General features: G+C 72.8%; 18 protein-coding genes. 15 read left to right on the top strand and 3 right to left on the bottom strand.

Annotated elements, in window-relative coordinates; all coding sequences use genetic code 11:
* The first annotated feature begins 385 nt into the window (after positions 1 to 385).
* From ACFV9O_RS28170 to tsaE, 4 genes are all read left to right on the top strand, one after another.
* Positions 386 to 1,819: an NAD(P)H-hydrate dehydratase gene (locus ACFV9O_RS28170; protein WP_385422574.1), complete on the top strand. Its 1,434-nt coding sequence runs from the start codon at positions 386 to 388 to the stop codon at positions 1,817 to 1,819.
* A 207-nt stretch (positions 1,820 to 2,026) separates the two neighbouring features.
* Complete coding sequence (gene alr / locus ACFV9O_RS28165; protein WP_385422572.1) at positions 2,027 to 3,175, top strand: alanine racemase; 1,149 nt, start codon at positions 2,027 to 2,029, stop codon at positions 3,173 to 3,175.
* 52 nt (positions 3,176 to 3,227) lie between these two features.
* Positions 3,228 to 4,457, top strand: coding sequence for an alpha/beta fold hydrolase (locus ACFV9O_RS28160; protein ID WP_385422570.1), 1,230 nt, complete (start codon positions 3,228 to 3,230; stop codon positions 4,455 to 4,457).
* The gene (gene tsaE / locus ACFV9O_RS28155) at positions 4,429 to 4,941 is read left to right on the top strand and encodes a tRNA (adenosine(37)-N6)-threonylcarbamoyltransferase complex ATPase subunit type 1 TsaE (RefSeq protein WP_385422568.1); all 513 of its coding nucleotides are present in this window, start codon (positions 4,429 to 4,431) and stop codon (positions 4,939 to 4,941) included. The genes ACFV9O_RS28160 and tsaE overlap by 29 nt, the downstream gene beginning before the upstream one ends.
* Before the next feature lie 419 nt (positions 4,942 to 5,360).
* On the opposite strand, the gene ACFV9O_RS28150 is transcribed toward tsaE, so the two are convergent.
* A complete protein-coding gene (locus tag ACFV9O_RS28150; protein WP_385422566.1) occupies positions 5,361 to 5,924 on the bottom strand; it encodes a hypothetical protein in 564 nt (187 codons plus the stop codon).
* 100 nt (positions 5,925 to 6,024) lie between these two features.
* On the opposite strand from ACFV9O_RS28150, the gene tsaB reads away from it, so the two are divergent.
* From tsaB to ACFV9O_RS28110, 8 genes are all read left to right on the top strand, one after another.
* On the top strand, positions 6,025 to 6,678 hold the full coding sequence (gene tsaB, locus ACFV9O_RS28145; protein WP_385422564.1) for a tRNA (adenosine(37)-N6)-threonylcarbamoyltransferase complex dimerization subunit type 1 TsaB: 654 nt from the start codon (positions 6,025 to 6,027) through the stop codon (positions 6,676 to 6,678).
* A complete protein-coding gene (gene rimI / locus ACFV9O_RS28140) occupies positions 6,675 to 7,196 on the top strand; it encodes a ribosomal protein S18-alanine N-acetyltransferase (protein WP_385422562.1) in 522 nt (173 codons plus the stop codon). Before tsaB ends, rimI begins: the two co-directional genes overlap by 4 nt.
* Positions 7,189 to 8,289 carry a tRNA (adenosine(37)-N6)-threonylcarbamoyltransferase complex transferase subunit TsaD gene (gene tsaD, locus ACFV9O_RS28135; RefSeq protein WP_385422560.1) on the top strand — a complete coding sequence of 367 codons (1,101 nt, stop codon included), beginning with the start codon at positions 7,189 to 7,191 and terminating at the stop codon, positions 8,287 to 8,289. Before rimI ends, tsaD begins: the two co-directional genes overlap by 8 nt.
* 23 nt (positions 8,290 to 8,312) lie before the next feature.
* Positions 8,313 to 8,582 (top strand): hypothetical protein, encoded by a 270-nt coding sequence (locus ACFV9O_RS28130; protein ID WP_385422582.1) that lies wholly within the window; start codon positions 8,313 to 8,315, stop codon positions 8,580 to 8,582.
* Positions 8,583 to 8,690: 108 nt separating this feature from the next.
* A complete protein-coding gene (locus ACFV9O_RS28125; RefSeq protein ID WP_385422558.1) occupies positions 8,691 to 9,581 on the top strand; it encodes a polysaccharide deacetylase family protein in 891 nt (296 codons plus the stop codon).
* A 98-nt stretch (positions 9,582 to 9,679) separates the two neighbouring features.
* Positions 9,680 to 10,036: a YciI family protein gene (locus ACFV9O_RS28120; RefSeq protein ID WP_385422556.1), complete on the top strand. Its 357-nt coding sequence runs from the start codon at positions 9,680 to 9,682 to the stop codon at positions 10,034 to 10,036.
* A gap of 159 nt (positions 10,037 to 10,195) precedes the next feature.
* Positions 10,196 to 11,422: an RNA polymerase sigma factor gene (locus ACFV9O_RS28115; RefSeq protein WP_385422580.1), complete on the top strand. Its 1,227-nt coding sequence runs from the start codon at positions 10,196 to 10,198 to the stop codon at positions 11,420 to 11,422.
* Positions 11,423 to 11,465: 43 nt separating this feature from the next.
* Positions 11,466 to 12,128 (top strand): hypothetical protein, encoded by a 663-nt coding sequence (locus tag ACFV9O_RS28110; protein ID WP_385422554.1) that lies wholly within the window; start codon positions 11,466 to 11,468, stop codon positions 12,126 to 12,128.
* A gap of 18 nt (positions 12,129 to 12,146) precedes the next feature.
* Here ACFV9O_RS28110 and ACFV9O_RS28105 read toward each other — a convergent pair whose 3' ends face one another.
* Positions 12,147 to 13,448: an SAM-dependent methyltransferase gene (locus ACFV9O_RS28105; protein WP_385422552.1), complete on the bottom strand. Its 1,302-nt coding sequence runs from the start codon at positions 13,446 to 13,448 to the stop codon at positions 12,147 to 12,149.
* Positions 13,449 to 13,560: 112 nt separating this feature from the next.
* Here ACFV9O_RS28105 and ACFV9O_RS28100 point away from each other — a divergent pair, with 112 nt between their 5' ends.
* Positions 13,561 to 14,472, top strand: coding sequence for a polysaccharide deacetylase family protein (locus ACFV9O_RS28100; protein WP_385422578.1), 912 nt, complete (start codon positions 13,561 to 13,563; stop codon positions 14,470 to 14,472).
* Here the strand turns inward: ACFV9O_RS28100 and ACFV9O_RS28095 are convergent.
* Entirely contained in the window at positions 14,463 to 15,050 is a 588-nt protein-coding gene (locus ACFV9O_RS28095) for a hypothetical protein (protein ID WP_385422550.1), read from the bottom strand. The genes ACFV9O_RS28100 and ACFV9O_RS28095 overlap by 10 nt on opposite strands.
* A 305-nt stretch (positions 15,051 to 15,355) precedes the next feature.
* Between ACFV9O_RS28095 and groES the strand changes: the two genes are divergently transcribed.
* Both groES and groL read left to right on the top strand, forming a co-directional pair.
* Positions 15,356 to 15,664, top strand: coding sequence for a co-chaperone GroES (gene groES, locus ACFV9O_RS28090; protein WP_015035628.1), 309 nt, complete (start codon positions 15,356 to 15,358; stop codon positions 15,662 to 15,664).
* 101 nt (positions 15,665 to 15,765) lie between these two features.
* Positions 15,766 to 17,394 (top strand): chaperonin GroEL, encoded by a 1,629-nt coding sequence (gene groL / locus ACFV9O_RS28085; protein ID WP_385422547.1) that lies wholly within the window; start codon positions 15,766 to 15,768, stop codon positions 17,392 to 17,394.
* Positions 17,395 to 17,412: the final 18 nt, after the last annotated feature.

Here is a 17,412-nt window from a genome sequence, read left to right as displayed (position 1 = left end):
CGCGCCGGAGGCACACCGCACACCGGACCCCGCACCGCCGCGCCGGAGGCACACCGCACACCGGACCCCGCACCGCCGCGCCGGAGGCACACCGCACACCGGACCCCGCACCGCCGCGCCGGAGGCACACCGCACACCGGACCCCGCACCGCCGCGCCGGAGGCACACCGCACACCGGACCCCGCACCGCCGCGCCGGAGGCACACCGCACACCGGACCCCGCACCGCCGCGCCGGAGGCACACCGCACACCGGACCCCGCACCGCCGCGCCGGAGGCACACCGCACACCGGACCCCGCACCGCCGCGCCGGAGGCACACCGCGTACACCGTGTCGGGCACGGCGGCGTGGCCCCGGGAGGGCAAGGCGGGGCAGACTGCTGACCATGCGTCATGCCTACAGCGTCGAGACCGTACGGGCCGCCGAGGCCGAGCTGATGGCCCGGTTGCCGGAGGGCGCGCTAATGCAGCGCGCCGCCGCCGGCCTCGCCGCGGCGGCCGCCGGGCTGCTCGGGCGGGTGTACGGGTCCAGGGTCGTGGTGCTCGCGGGCAGCGGGGACAACGGGGGCGACGCGCTGTACGCGGGGGCCAGACTCGCCCGGCGCGGCGCCGGCGTGCACGCCGTGCTGCTCGCCCCCGACCGCGCCCACCGGGCCGGTCTCGCGGCACTCGTGAAGGCCGGGGGCCGGGTCGCCGACGACCCGTACGCGGTGCTGGCGGCGGCCGACCTGGTGCTGGACGGGATCACGGGTATCGGGGGCCACGGCGGCCTGCGGCCCGACGCCGTGCCGGTCGCGCGCGCGGCGCGCGGGTCCAACGCCATGGTCGTCGCCGTCGACCTGCCGAGCGGGATCGAGGTGGACACGGGCGAGGTCGTGGGGGAGGCGCTGCGGGCCGATGCGACGGTCACGTTCGGTACGTACAAGCCGGGGCTGCTGATCGACCCCGCGCGGGAGTACACGGGCGCCGTCCGGCTCGTCGACATCGGGCTCGAGCCGCACCTGCCGTCGGTGCCGGACCTGGAGGCCCTGCAACACACGGACGTGGCCCAGCTGTTGCCGGTGCCCGCCGCGGAGAGCGACAAGTACCGGCGCGGGGTCGTCGGCGTCGTCGCCGGATCGCCGCGCTACCCGGGCGCCGCCGTGCTCGCCGTGGCGGGCGCGCTGCGCGGCGGCGCGGGCGCCGTGCGGTACGTGGGCCCGGGCGCCGACGCCGTCATCGCCCGCTTCCCGGAGGCGCTGGTCCACGGCTGGCCCCCGTCGAAGGCGGGCCGCGTCCAGGCCTGGGTCGTCGGTCCCGGACTCGGTGACGGGCCCGGCGTGGACGAGGTGCTGGACTCCGACGTACCGGTGCTGGTCGACGCGGACGGGCTCAGGGGTCTCGACCCGGCCGCCGTCCGCGCCCGTAGCGCGCCGACGCTGCTCACCCCCCACGCGGGCGAGGCCGCCGCGCTGCTCGGTGTGTCGCGCGAGGAGGTCGAGGGGGCGCGGCTGGCCTCCGTGCGGCGGCTGGCCGCGCAGTACGGGGCGACGGTGCTGCTCAAGGGCTCCACGACCCTCGTGGCGGACCCCGATCCGCGCCGCCCTGCCCGGGTGAACCCGACCGGCACGTCCTGGCTGGCCACCGCCGGGAGCGGCGATGTGCTGTCCGGGCTGACCGGCTCCCTGCTCGCGGCGGGCCTCGCGCCGTTCGACGGCGCCTCGGTGGCCGCGTACCTGCACGGGCTCGCGGCCCGTCTCGTCTCCCACGACGCCCCGGTCTCGGCCCACGACGTGGCCACGGCGATTCCGCGGGCCTGGCGCGACACGAGGACGCTCTGACGCGGCGGCCCGCCGCAGCCCCGCGGACCGTGCCCGGTACTTCCCGGTTGGTCAGGATGTCCCGGTCGGCCGGTGGACGGGCACCGGGGCCGGTCCGGATGCTTGTCGTACGAAACCACGAGGCCGGACCCGTCACGCGGGTGACCAGGGCCACTCGTGGTCGTTGCCGTACGAACTCTGTCGTGGGGCTCTGAGAGACTGACGGCGATGACTCAGAACGCACCCTTTCGAGCCCGCGCCGAGATCGACCTCGCCGCGCTGCGCGCCAACGTCCGCGCCCTGCGCGCGCGGGTGCCCCGCGCCGCCGTGATGGCCGTGGTGAAGTCGGACGCGTACGGACACGGGATGGTGCCCTGTGCGAAGGCCGCGCTCGAGGCGGGCGCGACCTGGCTCGGCACCGCGACGCCCGAGGAGGCGCTCGCGCTCCGGGCGGCAGGCATCCGCAGCCGGGTGCTGTGCTGGCTGTGGACGCCCGGCGGGCCCTGGCGCGACGCCATCGAGGCGGACCTGGACGTGTCGGTGAGCGGCCTGTGGGCGCTGCGCGAGGTCACCCGTGCGGCGCGTGAGGCGGGCCGCCCGGCCCGTATCCAGCTCAAGGCTGACACCGGCCTCGGCCGCAACGGCTGCCAGCCGGCCGAGTGGGCGGAGCTGGTCGCCGCCGCGCGCGCCGCAGAAGAGGCGGGCACGGTCGAAGTCACGGGCCTGTGGTCGCACTTCGCGTGCGCCGACGAGCCGGGGCATCCCTCGATCGCCGCCCAACTGGCCGTCTTCAAGGATGTGGTGGCGTACGCCGAGAAAGAGGGCATCGAGCCCGAGGTCCGGCACATCGCCAACTCCCCGGCCACGCTGACCCTCCCCGAGACGCACCTCGACCTCGTGCGCACGGGTATCGCGGTATACGGCATCTCGCCCAGCCCCGAACTGGGCACCCCGGCCGACCTCGGGCTCAGGCCCGTCATGACGCTCAAGGCCTCCGTGGCGCTCGTCAAGCACGTCCCGGCGGGCCACGGGGTCAGCTACGGACACCACTACGTCACGGAGCGCGAGACCACGCTGGGCCTGATCCCCGTCGGTTACGCGGACGGCATCCCCCGGCACGCCTCGGGCCGCGGCCCGGTGTTCGTCGGGGACGGCTGGCGGCGCGTGGCGGGCCGGGTCGCGATGGACCAGTTCGTGGTCGACCTCGGCCCGGACGGCGGCGCGGTGCAGGAGGGGGCCGAGGCGGTGCTGTTCGGCCCGGGCGACCGTGGCGAGCCGTCGGCCGAGGACTGGGCCGAGGCGGCCGGAACCATCGCGTACGAGATCGTGACGCGGATCGGCGCGCGCGTTCCGCGCGTCTACATCGACGAGCAGTGACGAGACCACTGAGATCCGGACCTGTGAGACCTGGACCCGTAGGAGCGGCACGGTGAGCGAGAGCAGCGCGGGGGACGTGGCGGCGGCGGTGACCGACGCAGCCGCGGGCAACTGGCGCCGGGCGGGCTTCGCCGGCGCCGCCATAGGGGTGATCGCCGCAGGTGCGGCGGCGGGCGTCGCGATAGAACGGATGACCGTGGGCCGCGGCATGCGGCGCAAGGCCCGGCTCGCCCTGGACGCCTCGGGCCCCTACGGGGGCCTTCGCGGCACCCCCGGCCGGGCCACGGCGGACGACGGCACGGCCCTCTACTACGAGATCGACGAGGTCGACCCGGAGGCGGGCGGCGCCGCGCCGCGCAGGCGCCGGCTGTTCGGCCGCAAGTCGCCCGCGCCGGTCACCGTCGTCTTCAGCCACGGCTACTGCCTCAGCCAGGACTCCTGGCACTTCCAGCGGGCCGCCCTGCGCGGTCTGGTCCGCACGGTCCACTGGGACCAGCGCAGCCACGGCCGCTCCGGCCGCGGCGCCTCCCAGTCCGGCCCCGACGGCGTGCCGGTCTCCATCGACCAGCTGGGCCGCGACCTCAAGGCGGTCATCGACGCGGCCGCGCCCGAGGGCCCGCTGGTGCTGGTCGGCCATTCCATGGGCGGCATGACGGTGATGGCCCTGGCCGACGCGTACCCCGAGCTGATCCGGGAGCGCGTCGTCGGCGTCGCCTTCGTCGGTACGTCGGCGGGCAGGCTCGGCGAGGTGAACTACGGCCTGCCGGTGGCGGGCGTGAACGTGGTGCGGCGCGTGCTGCCGGGGGTACTGAAGGCGCTCGGCTCGCAGGCGGAGCTGGTCGAGCGGGGCCGCAGGGCCACGGCCGACCTGTTCGCGGGCCTGATCAAGCGGTACTCGTTCAGCTCGAAGGACGTGGACCCGGCCGTGGCGCGGTTCGCCGAGCGGATGATCGAGGGCACCCCGATCGATGTGGTCGCCGAGTTCTACCCGGCCTTCCAGGAGCACGACAAGGCCGATGCGCTGGACGTCTTCCAGGAGGTCCCGGTGCTGGTCCTGGCCGGGGACAAGGACCTGGTCACGCCCAGCTCGCACAGCGAGGCGATCGCGGATCTGCTGCCCGACTCGGAGCTGGTGACCGTGCCGGACGCCGGGCACCTGGTGATGCTGGAGCACCCCGTGGTCGTCACCGACCGGCTGGCGGACCTGCTGGCCCGGGTCGGCGCCGTCCCGGCAGCGGCTAACGTTGGCACCTATGGAAGCACCGCACAGCCCGGCGGCTGAGACCGCCGCCCGTCTGACGCTCACCTCTCCGGACCAGATGCAGGAGCTGGGCCGCCGGCTCGCGAAGCTGTTGCGGCCCGGCGATCTGGTGATGCTGTCCGGCGAACTCGGTGCGGGCAAGACGACGCTGACGCGTGGGCTCGGTGAGGGCCTGGGCGTGCGTGGCGCCGTCACGTCCCCGACCTTCGTGATCGCCCGCGTCCACCCCTCGCTGGTCGGCGGCCCCGCGCTGGTGCACGTCGACGCGTACCGGCTGGGCGGCGGGCTCGACGAGATGGAGGACCTCGACCTCGACGTCTCGCTGCCCGATTCGGTGGTCGTCGTGGAGTGGGGCGACGGCAAGGTCGAGGACCTGTCCGACGACCGGTTGCACGTGGTCATCCACCGGGTCGTCGGCAACACGGACGACGAGCGCCGCACGGTCACCCTCATCGGCGTCGGGGCGCGCTGGGAGGACGCGGGGCTCGCGGGGCTCACGGCCTGACGGGCCCGCCGGGCGGCCCCAGCGCCGAAAGAGTTGGTCGTTCCGACAACGTTCCGACAAGTCGTCGGCAAACTGTTGCGTCTGCTGCTCGGGGCGTGGTCATATGGATACCACGACCTGGTTAGGTCTACCTAACCTCGCCTGCCCCCGGAGCCCCAGGAGGCATTCATGTCGGCGTCCGAGCGCGAAACGCAGCCGCATTCGCGGCCGCGATCACCGTCGGCCTTCTCGATGAGGGATCTGCTGGCGTCGTGCGCGTCGGCCAGCGCGGTCTCCACTCCGCCGCGGGCGCGCGAAGCGGAGCGGGCGGAGCCCGCCGAGGACCGTCCGCGGGAGGAACGGCGCAACGCCGCGTAGTCCGTTCGGGTGGCATGCGTACAGGCGGCGCGGCCGTGTGCGGCCGTGGGACGGCGCAGGCGCTACGGGACGACGACGACCTTGGAGCCGATCGTCGCGAACGTCCACATCGCGTCGCCGTCCGCGCGCTTCATCCGCACGCCGCCGGTCCTCTTCTCCGGGTCCGGGCTCTGCATCGACCCGTCCACCGCGGCGCTGAACCCGACGTGCACGCCGTCGACGTTCGCGAACCGCACGACGTGCTCGATCTGCACCCCGTCCGACCCCCGGATGCTGCCGCTCCGCGAGGTCACGACGTACGCGCCGGGCAGCGGGCTCACCGTGCTCGGCATGACCGCGAAGGTCCGCGAGGGCTGCCCCTTCTCGTCCACGAGCCAGACCCGCTGCTCGGCCAGTGCGTAGATGACGCGCATGCCCGTACCGGAGTCCGGCGGCACGTCCAGCGGGTTCTTCCGCGGCTGTTCCGTCGCGCTGCCGGAGGGGCGCGCGGCGGGTGACGCACCGGCGACGGAGGGCTTCTTGAGGGTCTCGGGTACGTTCGCCGAGGCCTGGTAGGCGAGGAACGCGACCACGGCGAGGGCCGCAGCGGTGAGCCCGGCCACCGTTCCCGAGCTGCTCCTTGCCACCTTCGCTCCCTTCTCGCACGCACGTACCGGGCTGACGGTAGCAGTAGCGGCAGGACGGTACGGGAACCGTGCCCCCCGCGCGTGGCCGTAGGCTGTTTGCGTGCTTCTGCTCGCCGTTGATACCGCCACCCCCGCCGTCACCGTCGCCCTCCACGACGGCAGCGCCGTCGTCGCCGAGGCCACCTCGACCGACGCGCGCCGGCACGGGGAGTTGCTGCTGCCCGCCGTCGACCGCGTCCTCGCCGACGCGGGGCTCAAACTCGGTGCCGTCACGGATCTCGTGGTCGGCGTCGGCCCCGGACCGTACACGGGGCTGCGCGTCGGACTCGTGACCGCCGCGACGTTCGGCTCGGCGCTCGGGGTCCCGGTCCACGGCCTGTGCACGCTCGACGGGCTCGCGTACGCGTCCCGGCTCGACGGGCCCTTCGTGGTGGCGACGGACGCGCGCCGCAAGGAGGTCTACTGGGCGCGCTACGACGGCTTCCGCACCCGGGTGAGCGAGCCGGCCGTCGACCGTCCCGCCGAGATCGCCGACCAGGTCGCCGGGCTTCCGGCGGTCGGCGCCGGGGCGATGCTGTACCCCGAGACGTTCCCGGACGCCCGCGGCCCCGAGCACCAGTCGGCCGCCGCCCTCGCGTCGCTCGCCGCCGAGAAGCTGGCCGCGGGCGAGGAACTGCTGCCGCCGCGGCCGCTGTACCTGCGCCGCCCGGACGCGCAGGTCCCGAAGAACTACAAGGTGGTCACGCCGAAATGACCGACACGACCGCCACCGTGCTGCGCGAGATGCGGTGGTGGGACATCGAGCCGGTACTGGGCCTCGAGCACGACCTCTTCCCCGAGGACGCCTGGTCGCCCGGGATGTTCTGGTCAGAGCTGGCGCACTCCCGCGGCCCGCGCGCCACCCGCCGCTATGTCGTCGCGGAGACTCCGGGCGATGGCGGCTCCGCCGCGGGTGCCGACGGCAGGATCGTCGGGTACGCGGGCCTCGCCGCGGCCGGCGGACTCGGCGACGTCCAGACCATCGCCGTCACCCGCGACCACTGGGGCACCGGACTCGGGGCCCGGCTCCTGACCGATCTGCTGCAGCACGCCACCGCCTTCGAATGCGACGAGGTGCTTCTGGAGGTGCGCGTGGACAACACCCGCGCCCAGAAGCTGTACGAGCGGTTCGGCTTCGAGCCGATCGGCTTCCGCCGCGGCTACTACCAGCCCGGCAACATCGACGCCCTCGTCATGCGCCTACACGTACAAGGAACCGATAACCATGGCTGACGAACCGCTCGTCCTCGGCATCGAGACGTCCTGCGACGAGACGGGCGTCGGCATCGTCCGCGGCACCACCCTGCTCGCCGATGCCGTCGCCTCCAGCGTCGACGAGCACGCGCGCTTCGGCGGCGTCGTGCCGGAGGTCGCCTCGCGCGCGCACCTGGAGGCGATGGTCCCGACCATCGAGCGCGCCCTGAAGGAGGCGGGGGTGACCGCCCGCGACCTCGACGGCATCGCGGTGACCGCCGGCCCCGGGCTCGCGGGCGCGCTGCTGGTGGGCGTCTCGGCGGCGAAGGCGTACGCGTACGCGCTGGACAAGCCGCTGTACGGCGTGAACCACCTGGCCTCGCACATCTGCGTCGACCAGCTGGAGCACGGCCCGCTGCCCGAGCCGACGATGGCGCTGCTGGTCTCCGGCGGCCACTCGTCGCTGCTGCTCGCGCCGGACATCACGAGCGACGTACGGCCGATGGGCGCGACGATCGACGACGCGGCGGGCGAGGCCTTCGACAAGATCGCGCGCGTCCTGAACCTGGGCTTCCCGGGCGGTCCGGTCATCGACCGGCTCGCGAAGGAGGGCGACCCGGCGGCGATCGCGTTCCCGCGCGGACTGAGCGGCCCGCGCGACCCCGCGTACGACTTCTCCTTCTCGGGCCTGAAGACGGCCGTCGCCCGCTGGATCGAGGCCAAGCGGAACGCGGGCGAGGACGTGCCCGTACGGGACGTCGCGGCGTCCTTCCAGGAGGCCGTGGTCGACGTGCTGACCCGCAAGGCCGTGCGGGCCTGCAAGGACGCGGGCGTCGACCACCTCATGATCGGCGGCGGTGTCGCGGCGAACTCGCGGCTGCGCGCGCTCGCGCAGGAGCGCTGCGAGCGGGCGGGGATCCGGCTTCGGGTGCCGCGGCCGAAGCTGTGCACGGACAACGGGGCCATGGTCGCGGCGCTCGGCGCGGAGATGGTCGCCAGGAACCGGCCGGCCTCGGACTGGGAGCTGTCCGCCGACTCCTCGCTGCCGGTGACGGACCCTCATGTGCCGGGCGCCCATCACCACGACCACGACCATGTGCACGAGATCAGCAAGGACAACCTGTACTCGTGACTCGTGAAGGGCAGCCCGCACTCATGACGGTCATCACCCTGATGTGGGAGGCGCGGGCGGCCGAGGGACGGGGCCCGGAACTGCTGGAGTGGGCGCGGACGCGGACCCTCGACGCCGCGCCCCTGCGGAGGGAGACCTTCCGGGCGCCGGGCGAGCGGGTCCTGGTGGTGACCTGGTGGGAGGCGCCGGGGGCCGACGCCGAGTTGCCGGAACTCCCCGAGCCGGCCGCGGACCTCGTCACGCGGCCGGTGCACCGCTGGCGCTTCGAGTCGCTCGACTTCCTCGGGGCCTGAATCCCGTTCCCCGGGACCGAATCCCGCACCTCCCGCACGCAACCTCGTACGCCTTTCGTCCATCAAGCAGGGCGAACCGGTTCAGGCGTACGGACATGAGGTGCAGGGGTGGGCGGGAACTTCACGGGGCGGCGGCGGGCTGCCGGGGCACTGCTCGCGGCAGGCCTCGTCTCCGGGCTGATATCGGGTTGCTCGACCCCTTCACAGGCGTCGTCGACCGCGCCCTCGTCCACCGCGTCGGCGCCCTCGGCCGCTCCCGGGAGCGCGTCACCGTCCGCGACCGGGCAGGGCTCCGCGGCCGGAGCAGGTGTTGATACCGCGGCGGCCTACCGCAAGTGGGGCATCGAGCCGCTCGCCGCGCCGCCCGCCCCGCCCGCGAAGAAGCCGGTGACGCTGCGCCCCGGCAGTGACGTACCCGTGATCAGCGAGATCCCGACCCAGGACAAGGTCGTCTTCATCACCGTCGACGACGGGGCCGAGAAGGACCCGGAGTTCGTGACGATGATGAGCGAGCTGAAGATCCCCTTCACGATGTTCCTCACCGACGCGGCCATCAGCAGCGACTACGGCTACTTCGAGCGGCTGCAGCGGCTCGGCAACGGAGTACAGAACCACACCCTCACCCACCCCAACCTGCGCACCCTGGGCCCCGCCGCCCAGAAGCGGGAGATCTGCGGCCAGCAGAACCGGCTGAAGCGGCACTACGGCACCACGCCGCGCCTCTTCCGCCCGCCCTACGGCAACTGGAACGAGGGCACCCGCGCGGCCGCCAAGGCCTGCGGCGTCGAGGCGATCGTGCTCTGGCGCGAGTCCATGCAGATCAAGAACATGCAGTACCAGCGCGGCGACAGGAAGCTGCACCCCGGCGACATCATCCTGGCCCACTTCCGGGGTCCCTCCGACCTGAAGGGCAGGACGATGACCGAGATGACGGCGAACATGCTGCGCCGCATCCAGGAGCAGGGCTTCACGGTCGCGCGCCTCGAGGACTACCTGTAAAAAATCTCGGGCGGCCGTGTCGATCGGCCCGGCCGCCGTTCGACGTACAGGGTGAGAGGCGGGGAACAACCCCCGCCGGCCCGACCCGAGGAGTCACCATGCCCCGCTACCTGACGATGGTCCGTGTCAACGAGGCCGAGATTCCCGCCGAGGGCCCCAGCCAGGAGCTCATGGAGCGGATGGGGAACCTGATCGAGGAGATGACCAAGGCCGGCGTCCTCCTGGACACCGCCGGGCTCACCCCGACCTCGCAGGGCACCCGCGTCACCTGGTCCGGTGGGAAGCTCACCGTCACCGACGGACCGTTCACGGAGTCCAAGGAGGTCGTCGGCGGTTACGCGATCATCCAGGCCAAGGACAAGGCCGAGGCCCTGGAGTGGACGAAGCGCTTCCTCCAGGTCCACGAGGACCACTGGAACGTCACCTCCGAGATCCGGGAGATCCTCGAGGGCTGAGCCGCCGATTGCCGCTGCGCCGCACGGGTGCTCTGATGGGTACCCGTGAGCGCACGAAACACGGTCGGCGGCCGGTCCGGTGGGCCCCGAGGGCCCGCTGAATCCGTCGAGACCGCCAAGACCGCCGAGACCGCCGAGACCGTCGAGACCGTCTTCCGGATCGAGTCGGCCCGGATCATCGCCGGCGTGACCCGGATCGTCCGGGACATCGGTATCGCGGAGGAGCTCGCGCAGGACGCCCTGGTCGCCGCGCTGGAACAGTGGCCGGAGTCGGGCGTCCCGGACAACCCGGGCGCCTGGCTCATGGCCACCGCGAAACACCGCGCGATCGATCTCGTACGCCGCCGTGAGACGTACGCGCGCAAGCTCGCCGAGATGGGCCGCGACCTGGAGACGGCGGCAGCGGCGTACGAACCGGACCCCGCCGACCTGGTCAGCGGCCCCGGCGACATCGACGACGACCTGTTGCGGCTCGTCTTCACCGCCTGCCACCCGGTCCTCTCCGCCGAGGCGCGCATCGCGCTCACGCTGCGCCTGCTCGGCGGCCTCACCACCGAGGAGATCGCCCGGGCCTTCCTCGCGCCCGAGCCGACCGTCGCGCAGCGCATCGTGCGTGCCAAGCGGACCCTGGCGAAGGCGAGCGTGCCCTTCGAGGTCCCGTACGGCGATGACCGCGCCGACCGCCTCTCCTCGGTGCTCGAGGTCATCTACCTCATCTTCAACGAGGGGTACGCGGCCACCGCCGGCGACGACTGGCTGCGCCCCGCGCTGTGCGAGGACGCCCTGCGGCTCGCCCGCGTGCTCACCGGCCTCATGCCCAAGGAGCCCGAAGTGCACGGCCTCGCCGCGCTCCTGGAGCTCCAGGCCTCCCGTACGACGGCCCGCACGGGTCCCGACGGCGAGCCCGTCCTCCTCGCCGACCAGAACCGCCGCCGCTGGAACCAGCTCCTCATCCGCCGCGGCTTCGCGGCTCTCGGCCGGGCGAACGCCGCGGGCGGCCCGCCCGGCCCGTACGCCCTCCAGGCCGCGATCGCCGCGTGCCACGCGCAGGCCGTGACGTACGAGGACACGGACTGGGCCACCATCGCCGCGCTGTACCGGCGCCTCGCCGCCGTCGCCCCCTCCCCGGTCGTCGAGTTGAACCGCGCGGTCGCCGTCTCGATGGCCGAAGGGCCGGAGCCAGGCCTCGCGATCGTGGACCGTCTCGCAGCCGAACCCGCCCTGAAGGACTACCACTTGCTGCCGAGCGTCCGCGGGGATCTGCTCGCCCGACTGGGCCGAGACGCCGAGGCCCGGGCGGAGTTCGAGCGGGCGGCGTCGCTGGCCCGCAACGCCCGGGAGCGCGAGCTGCTGCTCGCGCGAGCCCGTGAGGTCGTCGGAGACTGACGTCGGCCGACTGCGGAAGATCAACCATCGGTAATCTCGGGGCATGCCCCGCCGCGCCCCGCTGCCACCGCCGCCCCCGCCGCCCCCGCCCGAGCACATACGCACATGGCCCGGCCGGGATGCGCTGCTCGCCGACCGGGCGGCGGTGCTGGGGGACCTCGTGACGCGCCTCCTCGGGGTGCCGAGGCTGCTGCTGTTCCTGCTCGTGGTCGCCCTGCTGCAGCTCGGCTGGGGCTTCGGCGCCGGGCTGACCTCGCTGGGTCACGGTCTCGCGGATCCTCCGACCCTGCTCGTCATGGTGTTCGGCGGAGCGATCGGCGTCGGCATCATGGTTGCGGGCGGTCTTGCCGCCGGCTCCGGCATCCGGCGCGATCGCCGCATCCGCGAACTGCTCGCCCAGTGGGCCTCGTTGGACCGCGACCCGGCGGGCGACGCCCGCTTCCGCGCACCCGGCCCGAGCCTGTGCTGGTTCCTGGTCTCCTTCGCCGTCGGCGCCTTCGGGCTCTGGCTCTCCTTCGCGACCCCGGCGACCGCCCGCCCCGGCAGCTCGACGTACGGCGAGGTCGCGTACCTGATGGGCGTGGGCGCCATCCTCTGGGTGGCGGGCCTGATCGGCGCCGCGAAGGCGGTGGCCCTCTACCGCTGGGCCGTCCGTCTCACCACGGCCGCACCGTCTGCGAAGGCGCCCGGCGGGGTGCACCGCTGACCGCCCGGCGGTTGTCCCTCAGGACGACGCCGGCCCGCCGATCAGCATCGTCGGCGCGCCCGCCACGCGGGTCAGGAAGACCGTCGCCGCGTTCGGGCCCTTCGGCTTGACCTTGCGGCGGACCTCCTCCGGCTCGACCGCCGAGCCGCGCTTCTTCACGGTCAGGTTGCCGACCTCGCGCTCGTGCAGGAGGGCCTTCAACCTCTTCAGGTTGAAGGGGAGTTCGTCGGTGATCTCGTAGGCCGTGGCGTACGGCGTCGGGCGGAGCTCGTCCGCCGTGATGTACGCGATCGTCTCGTCGACGAGGCCGCCGACGAGGTCCTCGGCGACCTCGGCGACGAGATGCGCGCGGATGACGGCGCCGTCGGGCTCGTACAGATAGCGGCCGAGCTTGCGGACGGCGGGGTTCGGGAGGCCGCGGGAGGTGACGGTGGCGCCGGAGGGGAGGAGGGTGGCGCGGCGCGTGCCGGGGGTGACGGGGCTCGTGCCCGGGCCCGGGTCGTCGTGCCAGAGCACCGCCTCCTTCACGTCGCCGCCGTCCGAGATCCACTCCGCCTCGAAGTCGTCGGGGATCAGCTCGTGCGGGATGCCGGGCGCGATCTTGATGGCGCCGGTGCCGACCCGGCGGACCGCGTCGATCGCCCAGGACAGCGGCGGGGAGTACGCCTCCGGGTCGAAGATGCGGCCCCGGCCGCCGCGCCGGGCCGGGTCGATGAAGAGCGCCTCGGTGCCGCTGAGGTCGTGGTCCATGACGTCGGCGCAGGTGACCGTGATCAGCGGCGTGCCCTCCACCACCGTGTGGACATTGACCAGGGCGGTCTCGGCGGTGACCGGGTCCCGGTCGACGGCCTGTACGACGAAGCCGGCACGGGCGAGGGCGATCGCGTCGCCGCCGATGCCGCAGCACAGATCGGTGACGTCGACCGGGCCGATGTCCCGGAAACGCCTGGCGCGGTACGCGGCGACGGACGCACGGGTGGCCTGCTCGATCCCGTTCGGCGTGAAGTACATCCGGTACGCGTCCTCGGCGCCGAACTTCGCCACCGCCCGCTGCCGCAGCCGCGCCTGGGTGAGCGCCGCCGAGACCAGCTCCGCCGGGTGCTCGCGGCGCAGCCGGGTCGCGAGGGCGAGTTCCTCGGCCGGGTCGTAGTCGCGCAGGGCGGCGAGCAGGGCCTGCCCCTCGTCGCCGAGCAGCGGGCCGAGGTGGGGGAAGGAGACGTCGTTCACCCGGCCATTGTCGGCCAGGCGGGGGACGGTGCGGCGCCGGGCGGCGGTGTCGGGCCGTCGTGGCGGGGCTGCGCTGACAGGATGCGACGCCATGCAGCCTGTACGACAAAACGGAAATATGCGAAAAAGATCATCAGATCGGCACGTAGGGTCGGCCTGGTGGAACGGGCGCGTGCGGCAGCCCCGCCGCGCCCGGCGCGCGGCCCTGTCCCGGCATCGCCGCTGCACGGCGCTGGCCGCACTGCTCGTCGCCGCGGCCGCCTCCGCCTGTGCGGCCGAGCCGTCCAGCACGGCCACCACGGATCCGCGGGCCCCCAAGCCCGCCGCCCGTGGCGGGCCGGAGGCGGCAGCCGGCCCGGCCGGCGCGCTGTCCGCCTACGCGGAGCGGTCGAAGAAGGCCCATGCCGCCCGGGTCGCGGCCGCCAAGCGCTGGGGGCTCAGGAAGACACCGCTCGTCGCACCCCCGGCGCCCGCCGAGAAGCCCAAGATCACCACCCGCAAGGGCTTCGAGGTCGACGACCACGAGGGACTGCCGCCCGTCTTCACCACCGTGCCGACGACGGAGAAGGTCGTCTTCCTGACGATCGACGACGGGGCCGAGAAGGACCCCGAGCTGCTGAGGATGATGAGCGAGCTGGACATTCCCTACAGCGCGTTCCTCAGCGACTACCTCGTACGGGACGACTACGGGTACTTCGAGAAGATGCAGGACCGCGGTGTGTCCCTGCACAACCACACCCTCAACCACCCGTACCTGCCCGCGCTTTCGTACAGGAAGCAGAAGGAGGAGATCTGCGGGCAGCAGAAGAAGATCAAGAAGCACTTCGGGAAGCGTCCCCGGCTCTTCCGGCCGCCGTACGGGAGCTACAACGAGGACACGCTGCGGGCCGCCAAGTCGTGCGGGGTGAAGGCCGTGCCGCTGTGGGCCGCGGAGGCGTTCCCCGACCACATGGAATGGCGGGAGTGGGACCGCACGCTGCACCCCGGCGACATCATCCTCACGCACTTCCGCGGCAAGGAGCAGTGGAAGGGCAGCATGGCCGACATGGTCCGCCAGGTCATGAACGTCGCCACCGCGAAGGGGTACGCCGTGGCCCGGCTGGAGGACTACGTGTGAGTCATGCGCACCGGGCCGCGGGCCGCCCCGGTGGCGGCCGACGGCGGGCGGCCGGTGCGCCGCTCGTCCGTCAGTTGCCCGCACAGCCGTGGCAGCTCCCGCCGGGCGCTGTGGCAGACGCACCGGTCCCCGGCCGGCGCGGGCACCGGCCCGGGGTGTGTGCCGCGGTACTCCAGGGCGCCGGAGGAGAGCAGTCCGACGGTCAGCACGACGACCGCCAGGACCTGTGTGCCCGCCGTGATCCTGTGACCGCTGCGGACGAAGGCGTACGCGGTGAGGGCGATCAGCGCCGCGGCGATGCCGTAACCGATGTACGGACCCCAGTCCACCGACGGCGTCGGGGCGGCGTCCGCGGCCGCCTCCCGGCGTGGCCCAGGCGCGTCCCCGGGTGGTTTCCCCACGGGTTCCCCGCGATCCCGCCATGTCGCGAGGAACACGCACAAGGTGGTCACCGCGAGCGCGACGGCGTCCACGAAGAGCATGAACAGGGCGAGCGCGGCGTCGCCCCAGGGTGTGGCGGGGCCCCGGTGATGACCCTGCGGTGGCGGGGCCGTGGGCGGGACCGTGTCGGGCGACATCTCCGTACGGTCGTACGGAACGCGGTGCCGCGCCCCGTCGTTGTCCTGTCGGTGTCCGGATCGAGATCGGGCCGCGGCTTCGGGGGACCGGCCGCGGCACCTCCGCGCCGGCGGTGCTCGCCGCGCGGGGGATTGGCACTCCGCTTGACCGAGTGCTAATCGCGGTCATAGTCTCGGCTCTGGCACTCCCCACCGGAGAGTGCCAAACAGCGACGGGCAGGTCCGGCACCCGCGACGACGGATCGACCTGGTCGCCACCTCAGACAGTCAAACCCCGTGAGATCTCCGAAGGGGGAGGTCGGATCGTGACGACCACCAGCTCCAAGGTTGCCATCAAGCCGCTCGAGGACCGCATCGTGGTCCAGCCGCTCGACGCCGAGCAGACCACGGCCTCTGGCCTGGTCATTCCGGACACCGCGAAGGAGAAGCCCCAGGAGGGCGTCGTCCTGGCCGTCGGCCCGGGCCGCTTCGAGAACGGCGAGCGCCTGCCGCTCGACGTCAAGACCGGCGATGTCGTGCTCTACAGCAAGTACGGCGGCACCGAGGTGAAGTACAACGGCGAGGAGTACCTCGTCCTCTCGGCCCGCGACGTGCTCGCGATCGTCGAGAAGTAATTCACCGGCAGATTTGCTTTGAGCCGCGCCCCTGGCCCCCGCATCGTAAGAAGCCGGGCGGTCCGGGGCGCGGTTCGTTTTGAGAGGACTTGAGAAGCTCCATGGCGAAGATCCTGAAGTTCGACGAGGACGCCCGTCGCGCCCTTGAGCGCGGCGTCAACAAGCTCGCCGACACGGTCAAGGTGACGATCGGCCCCAAGGGCCGCAACGTCGTCATCGACAAGAAGTTCGGCGCCCCCACCATCACCAACGACGGTGTCACGATCGCCCGCGAGGTCGAGATCGAGGACCCGTACGAGAACCTCGGCGCCCAGCTGGTGAAGGAGGTGGCGACCAAGACCAACGACATCGCGGGTGACGGCACCACCACCGCCACCGTGCTCGCCCAGGCCCTGGTCCGCGAGGGTCTGCGCAACGTCGCCGCCGGTGCCTCCCCGGCCGCCCTGAAGAAGGGCATCGACGCCGCGGTCAAGGCCGTCTCCGACGAGCTGATCGCCACCGCGCGTCCGATCGAGGAGAAGTCCGACATCGCCGCCGTCGCCGCGCTGTCCGCCCAGGACCAGCAGGTCGGCGAGCTCATCGCCGAGGCGATGGACAAGGTCGGCAAGGACGGTGTCATCACCGTCGAGGAGTCCAACACCTTCGGCCTGGAGCTCGACTTCACCGAGGGCATGGCCTTCGACAAGGGCTACCTCTCCCCGTACATGGTGTCCGACCAGGAGCGTATGGAGGCCGTCCTCGACGACCCGTACATCCTGATCAACCAGGGCAAGATCTCCTCGATCCAGGACCTGCTGCCGCTGCTGGAGAAGGTCATCCAGGCCGGTGGCTCCAAGCCGCTGCTGATCATCGCCGAGGATGTCGAGGGCGAGGCGCTCTCCACCCTCGTCGTCAACAAGATCCGCGGCACCTTCAACGCGGTCGCGGTCAAGGCCCCCGGCTTCGGTGACCGCCGCAAGGCGATGCTGCAGGACATGGCCACCCTCACCGGTGCCACCGTCATCGCCGAGGAGGTCGGCCTCAAGCTCGACCAGGCCGGTCTGGACGTGCTGGGCACCGCCCGCCGCGTGACGATCTCCAAGGACGACACGACCATCGTCGACGGTGGCGGCAGTCACGAGGACGTCCTCGGCCGCGTCAACCAGATCAAGGCCGAGATCGAGACCACGGACTCCGACTGGGACCGCGAGAAGCTGCAGGAGCGTCTGGCGAAGCTCGCCGGCGGCGTCTGCGTCATCAAGGTCGGCGCCGCCACCGAGGTGGAGCTGAAGGAGAAGAAGCACCGTCTCGAGGACGCCATCTCGGCGACCCGCGCCGCGGTCGAGGAGGGCATCGTCTCCGGCGGTGGCTCCGCGCTCGTCCACGCCGTCAAGGTCCTGGAGGACAATCTCGGACTGGCCGGCGACGAGGCCACCGGTGTCGCGGTCGTCCGCCGCGCCGCCGTCGAGCCGCTGCGCTGGATCGCCGAGAACGCCGGTCTTGAGGGCTACGTCATCACCGCGAAGGTGGCGGAGCTGGAGAAGAGCAACGGCTTCAACGCCGCGACCGGCGAGTACGGCGACCTGGTGAAGGCCGGCGTCATCGACCCGGTCAAGGTCACGCGCTCCGCGCTGGAGAACGCCGCGTCGATCGCCTCCCTGCTGCTCACCACCGAGACGCTCGTGGTGGAGAAGAAGGAAGAGGAGCCGGCGGAGGCGGGCCACGGCCACGGTCACGGCCACTCCCACTGACGCACCGCGACCGGCCTG

This window comes from Streptomyces sp. NPDC059909 (assembly GCF_042730885.1).
GTDB lineage: Bacteria > Actinomycetota > Actinomycetes > Streptomycetales > Streptomycetaceae > Streptomyces.
This window is presented reverse-complemented; position numbering and strand designations above follow the sequence as displayed.

Coding starts and splice junctions, on each gene's coding strand:
- tsaE (WP_385422568.1), top strand. CDS start 4,429: ATGGAAGCACCGCACAGCCCGGCGGCTGAGACCGCCGCCCGTCTGACG.
- ACFV9O_RS28105 (WP_385422552.1), bottom strand. CDS start 13,448: ATGGCGTCGCATCCTGTCAGCGCAGCCCCGCCACGACGGCCCGACACC.
- tsaD (WP_385422560.1), top strand. CDS start 7,189: ATGGCTGACGAACCGCTCGTCCTCGGCATCGAGACGTCCTGCGACGAG.
- ACFV9O_RS28130 (WP_385422582.1), top strand. CDS start 8,313: ATGACGGTCATCACCCTGATGTGGGAGGCGCGGGCGGCCGAGGGACGG.
- rimI (WP_385422562.1), top strand. CDS start 6,675: ATGACCGACACGACCGCCACCGTGCTGCGCGAGATGCGGTGGTGGGAC.
- groL (WP_385422547.1), top strand. CDS start 15,766: ATGGCGAAGATCCTGAAGTTCGACGAGGACGCCCGTCGCGCCCTTGAG.
- ACFV9O_RS28120 (WP_385422556.1), top strand. CDS start 9,680: ATGCCCCGCTACCTGACGATGGTCCGTGTCAACGAGGCCGAGATTCCC.
- ACFV9O_RS28095 (WP_385422550.1), bottom strand. CDS start 15,050: ATGTCGCCCGACACGGTCCCGCCCACGGCCCCGCCACCGCAGGGTCAT.
- ACFV9O_RS28110 (WP_385422554.1), top strand. CDS start 11,466: ATGCCCCGCCGCGCCCCGCTGCCACCGCCGCCCCCGCCGCCCCCGCCC.
- ACFV9O_RS28170 (WP_385422574.1), top strand. CDS start 386: ATGCGTCATGCCTACAGCGTCGAGACCGTACGGGCCGCCGAGGCCGAG.
- alr (WP_385422572.1), top strand. CDS start 2,027: ATGACTCAGAACGCACCCTTTCGAGCCCGCGCCGAGATCGACCTCGCC.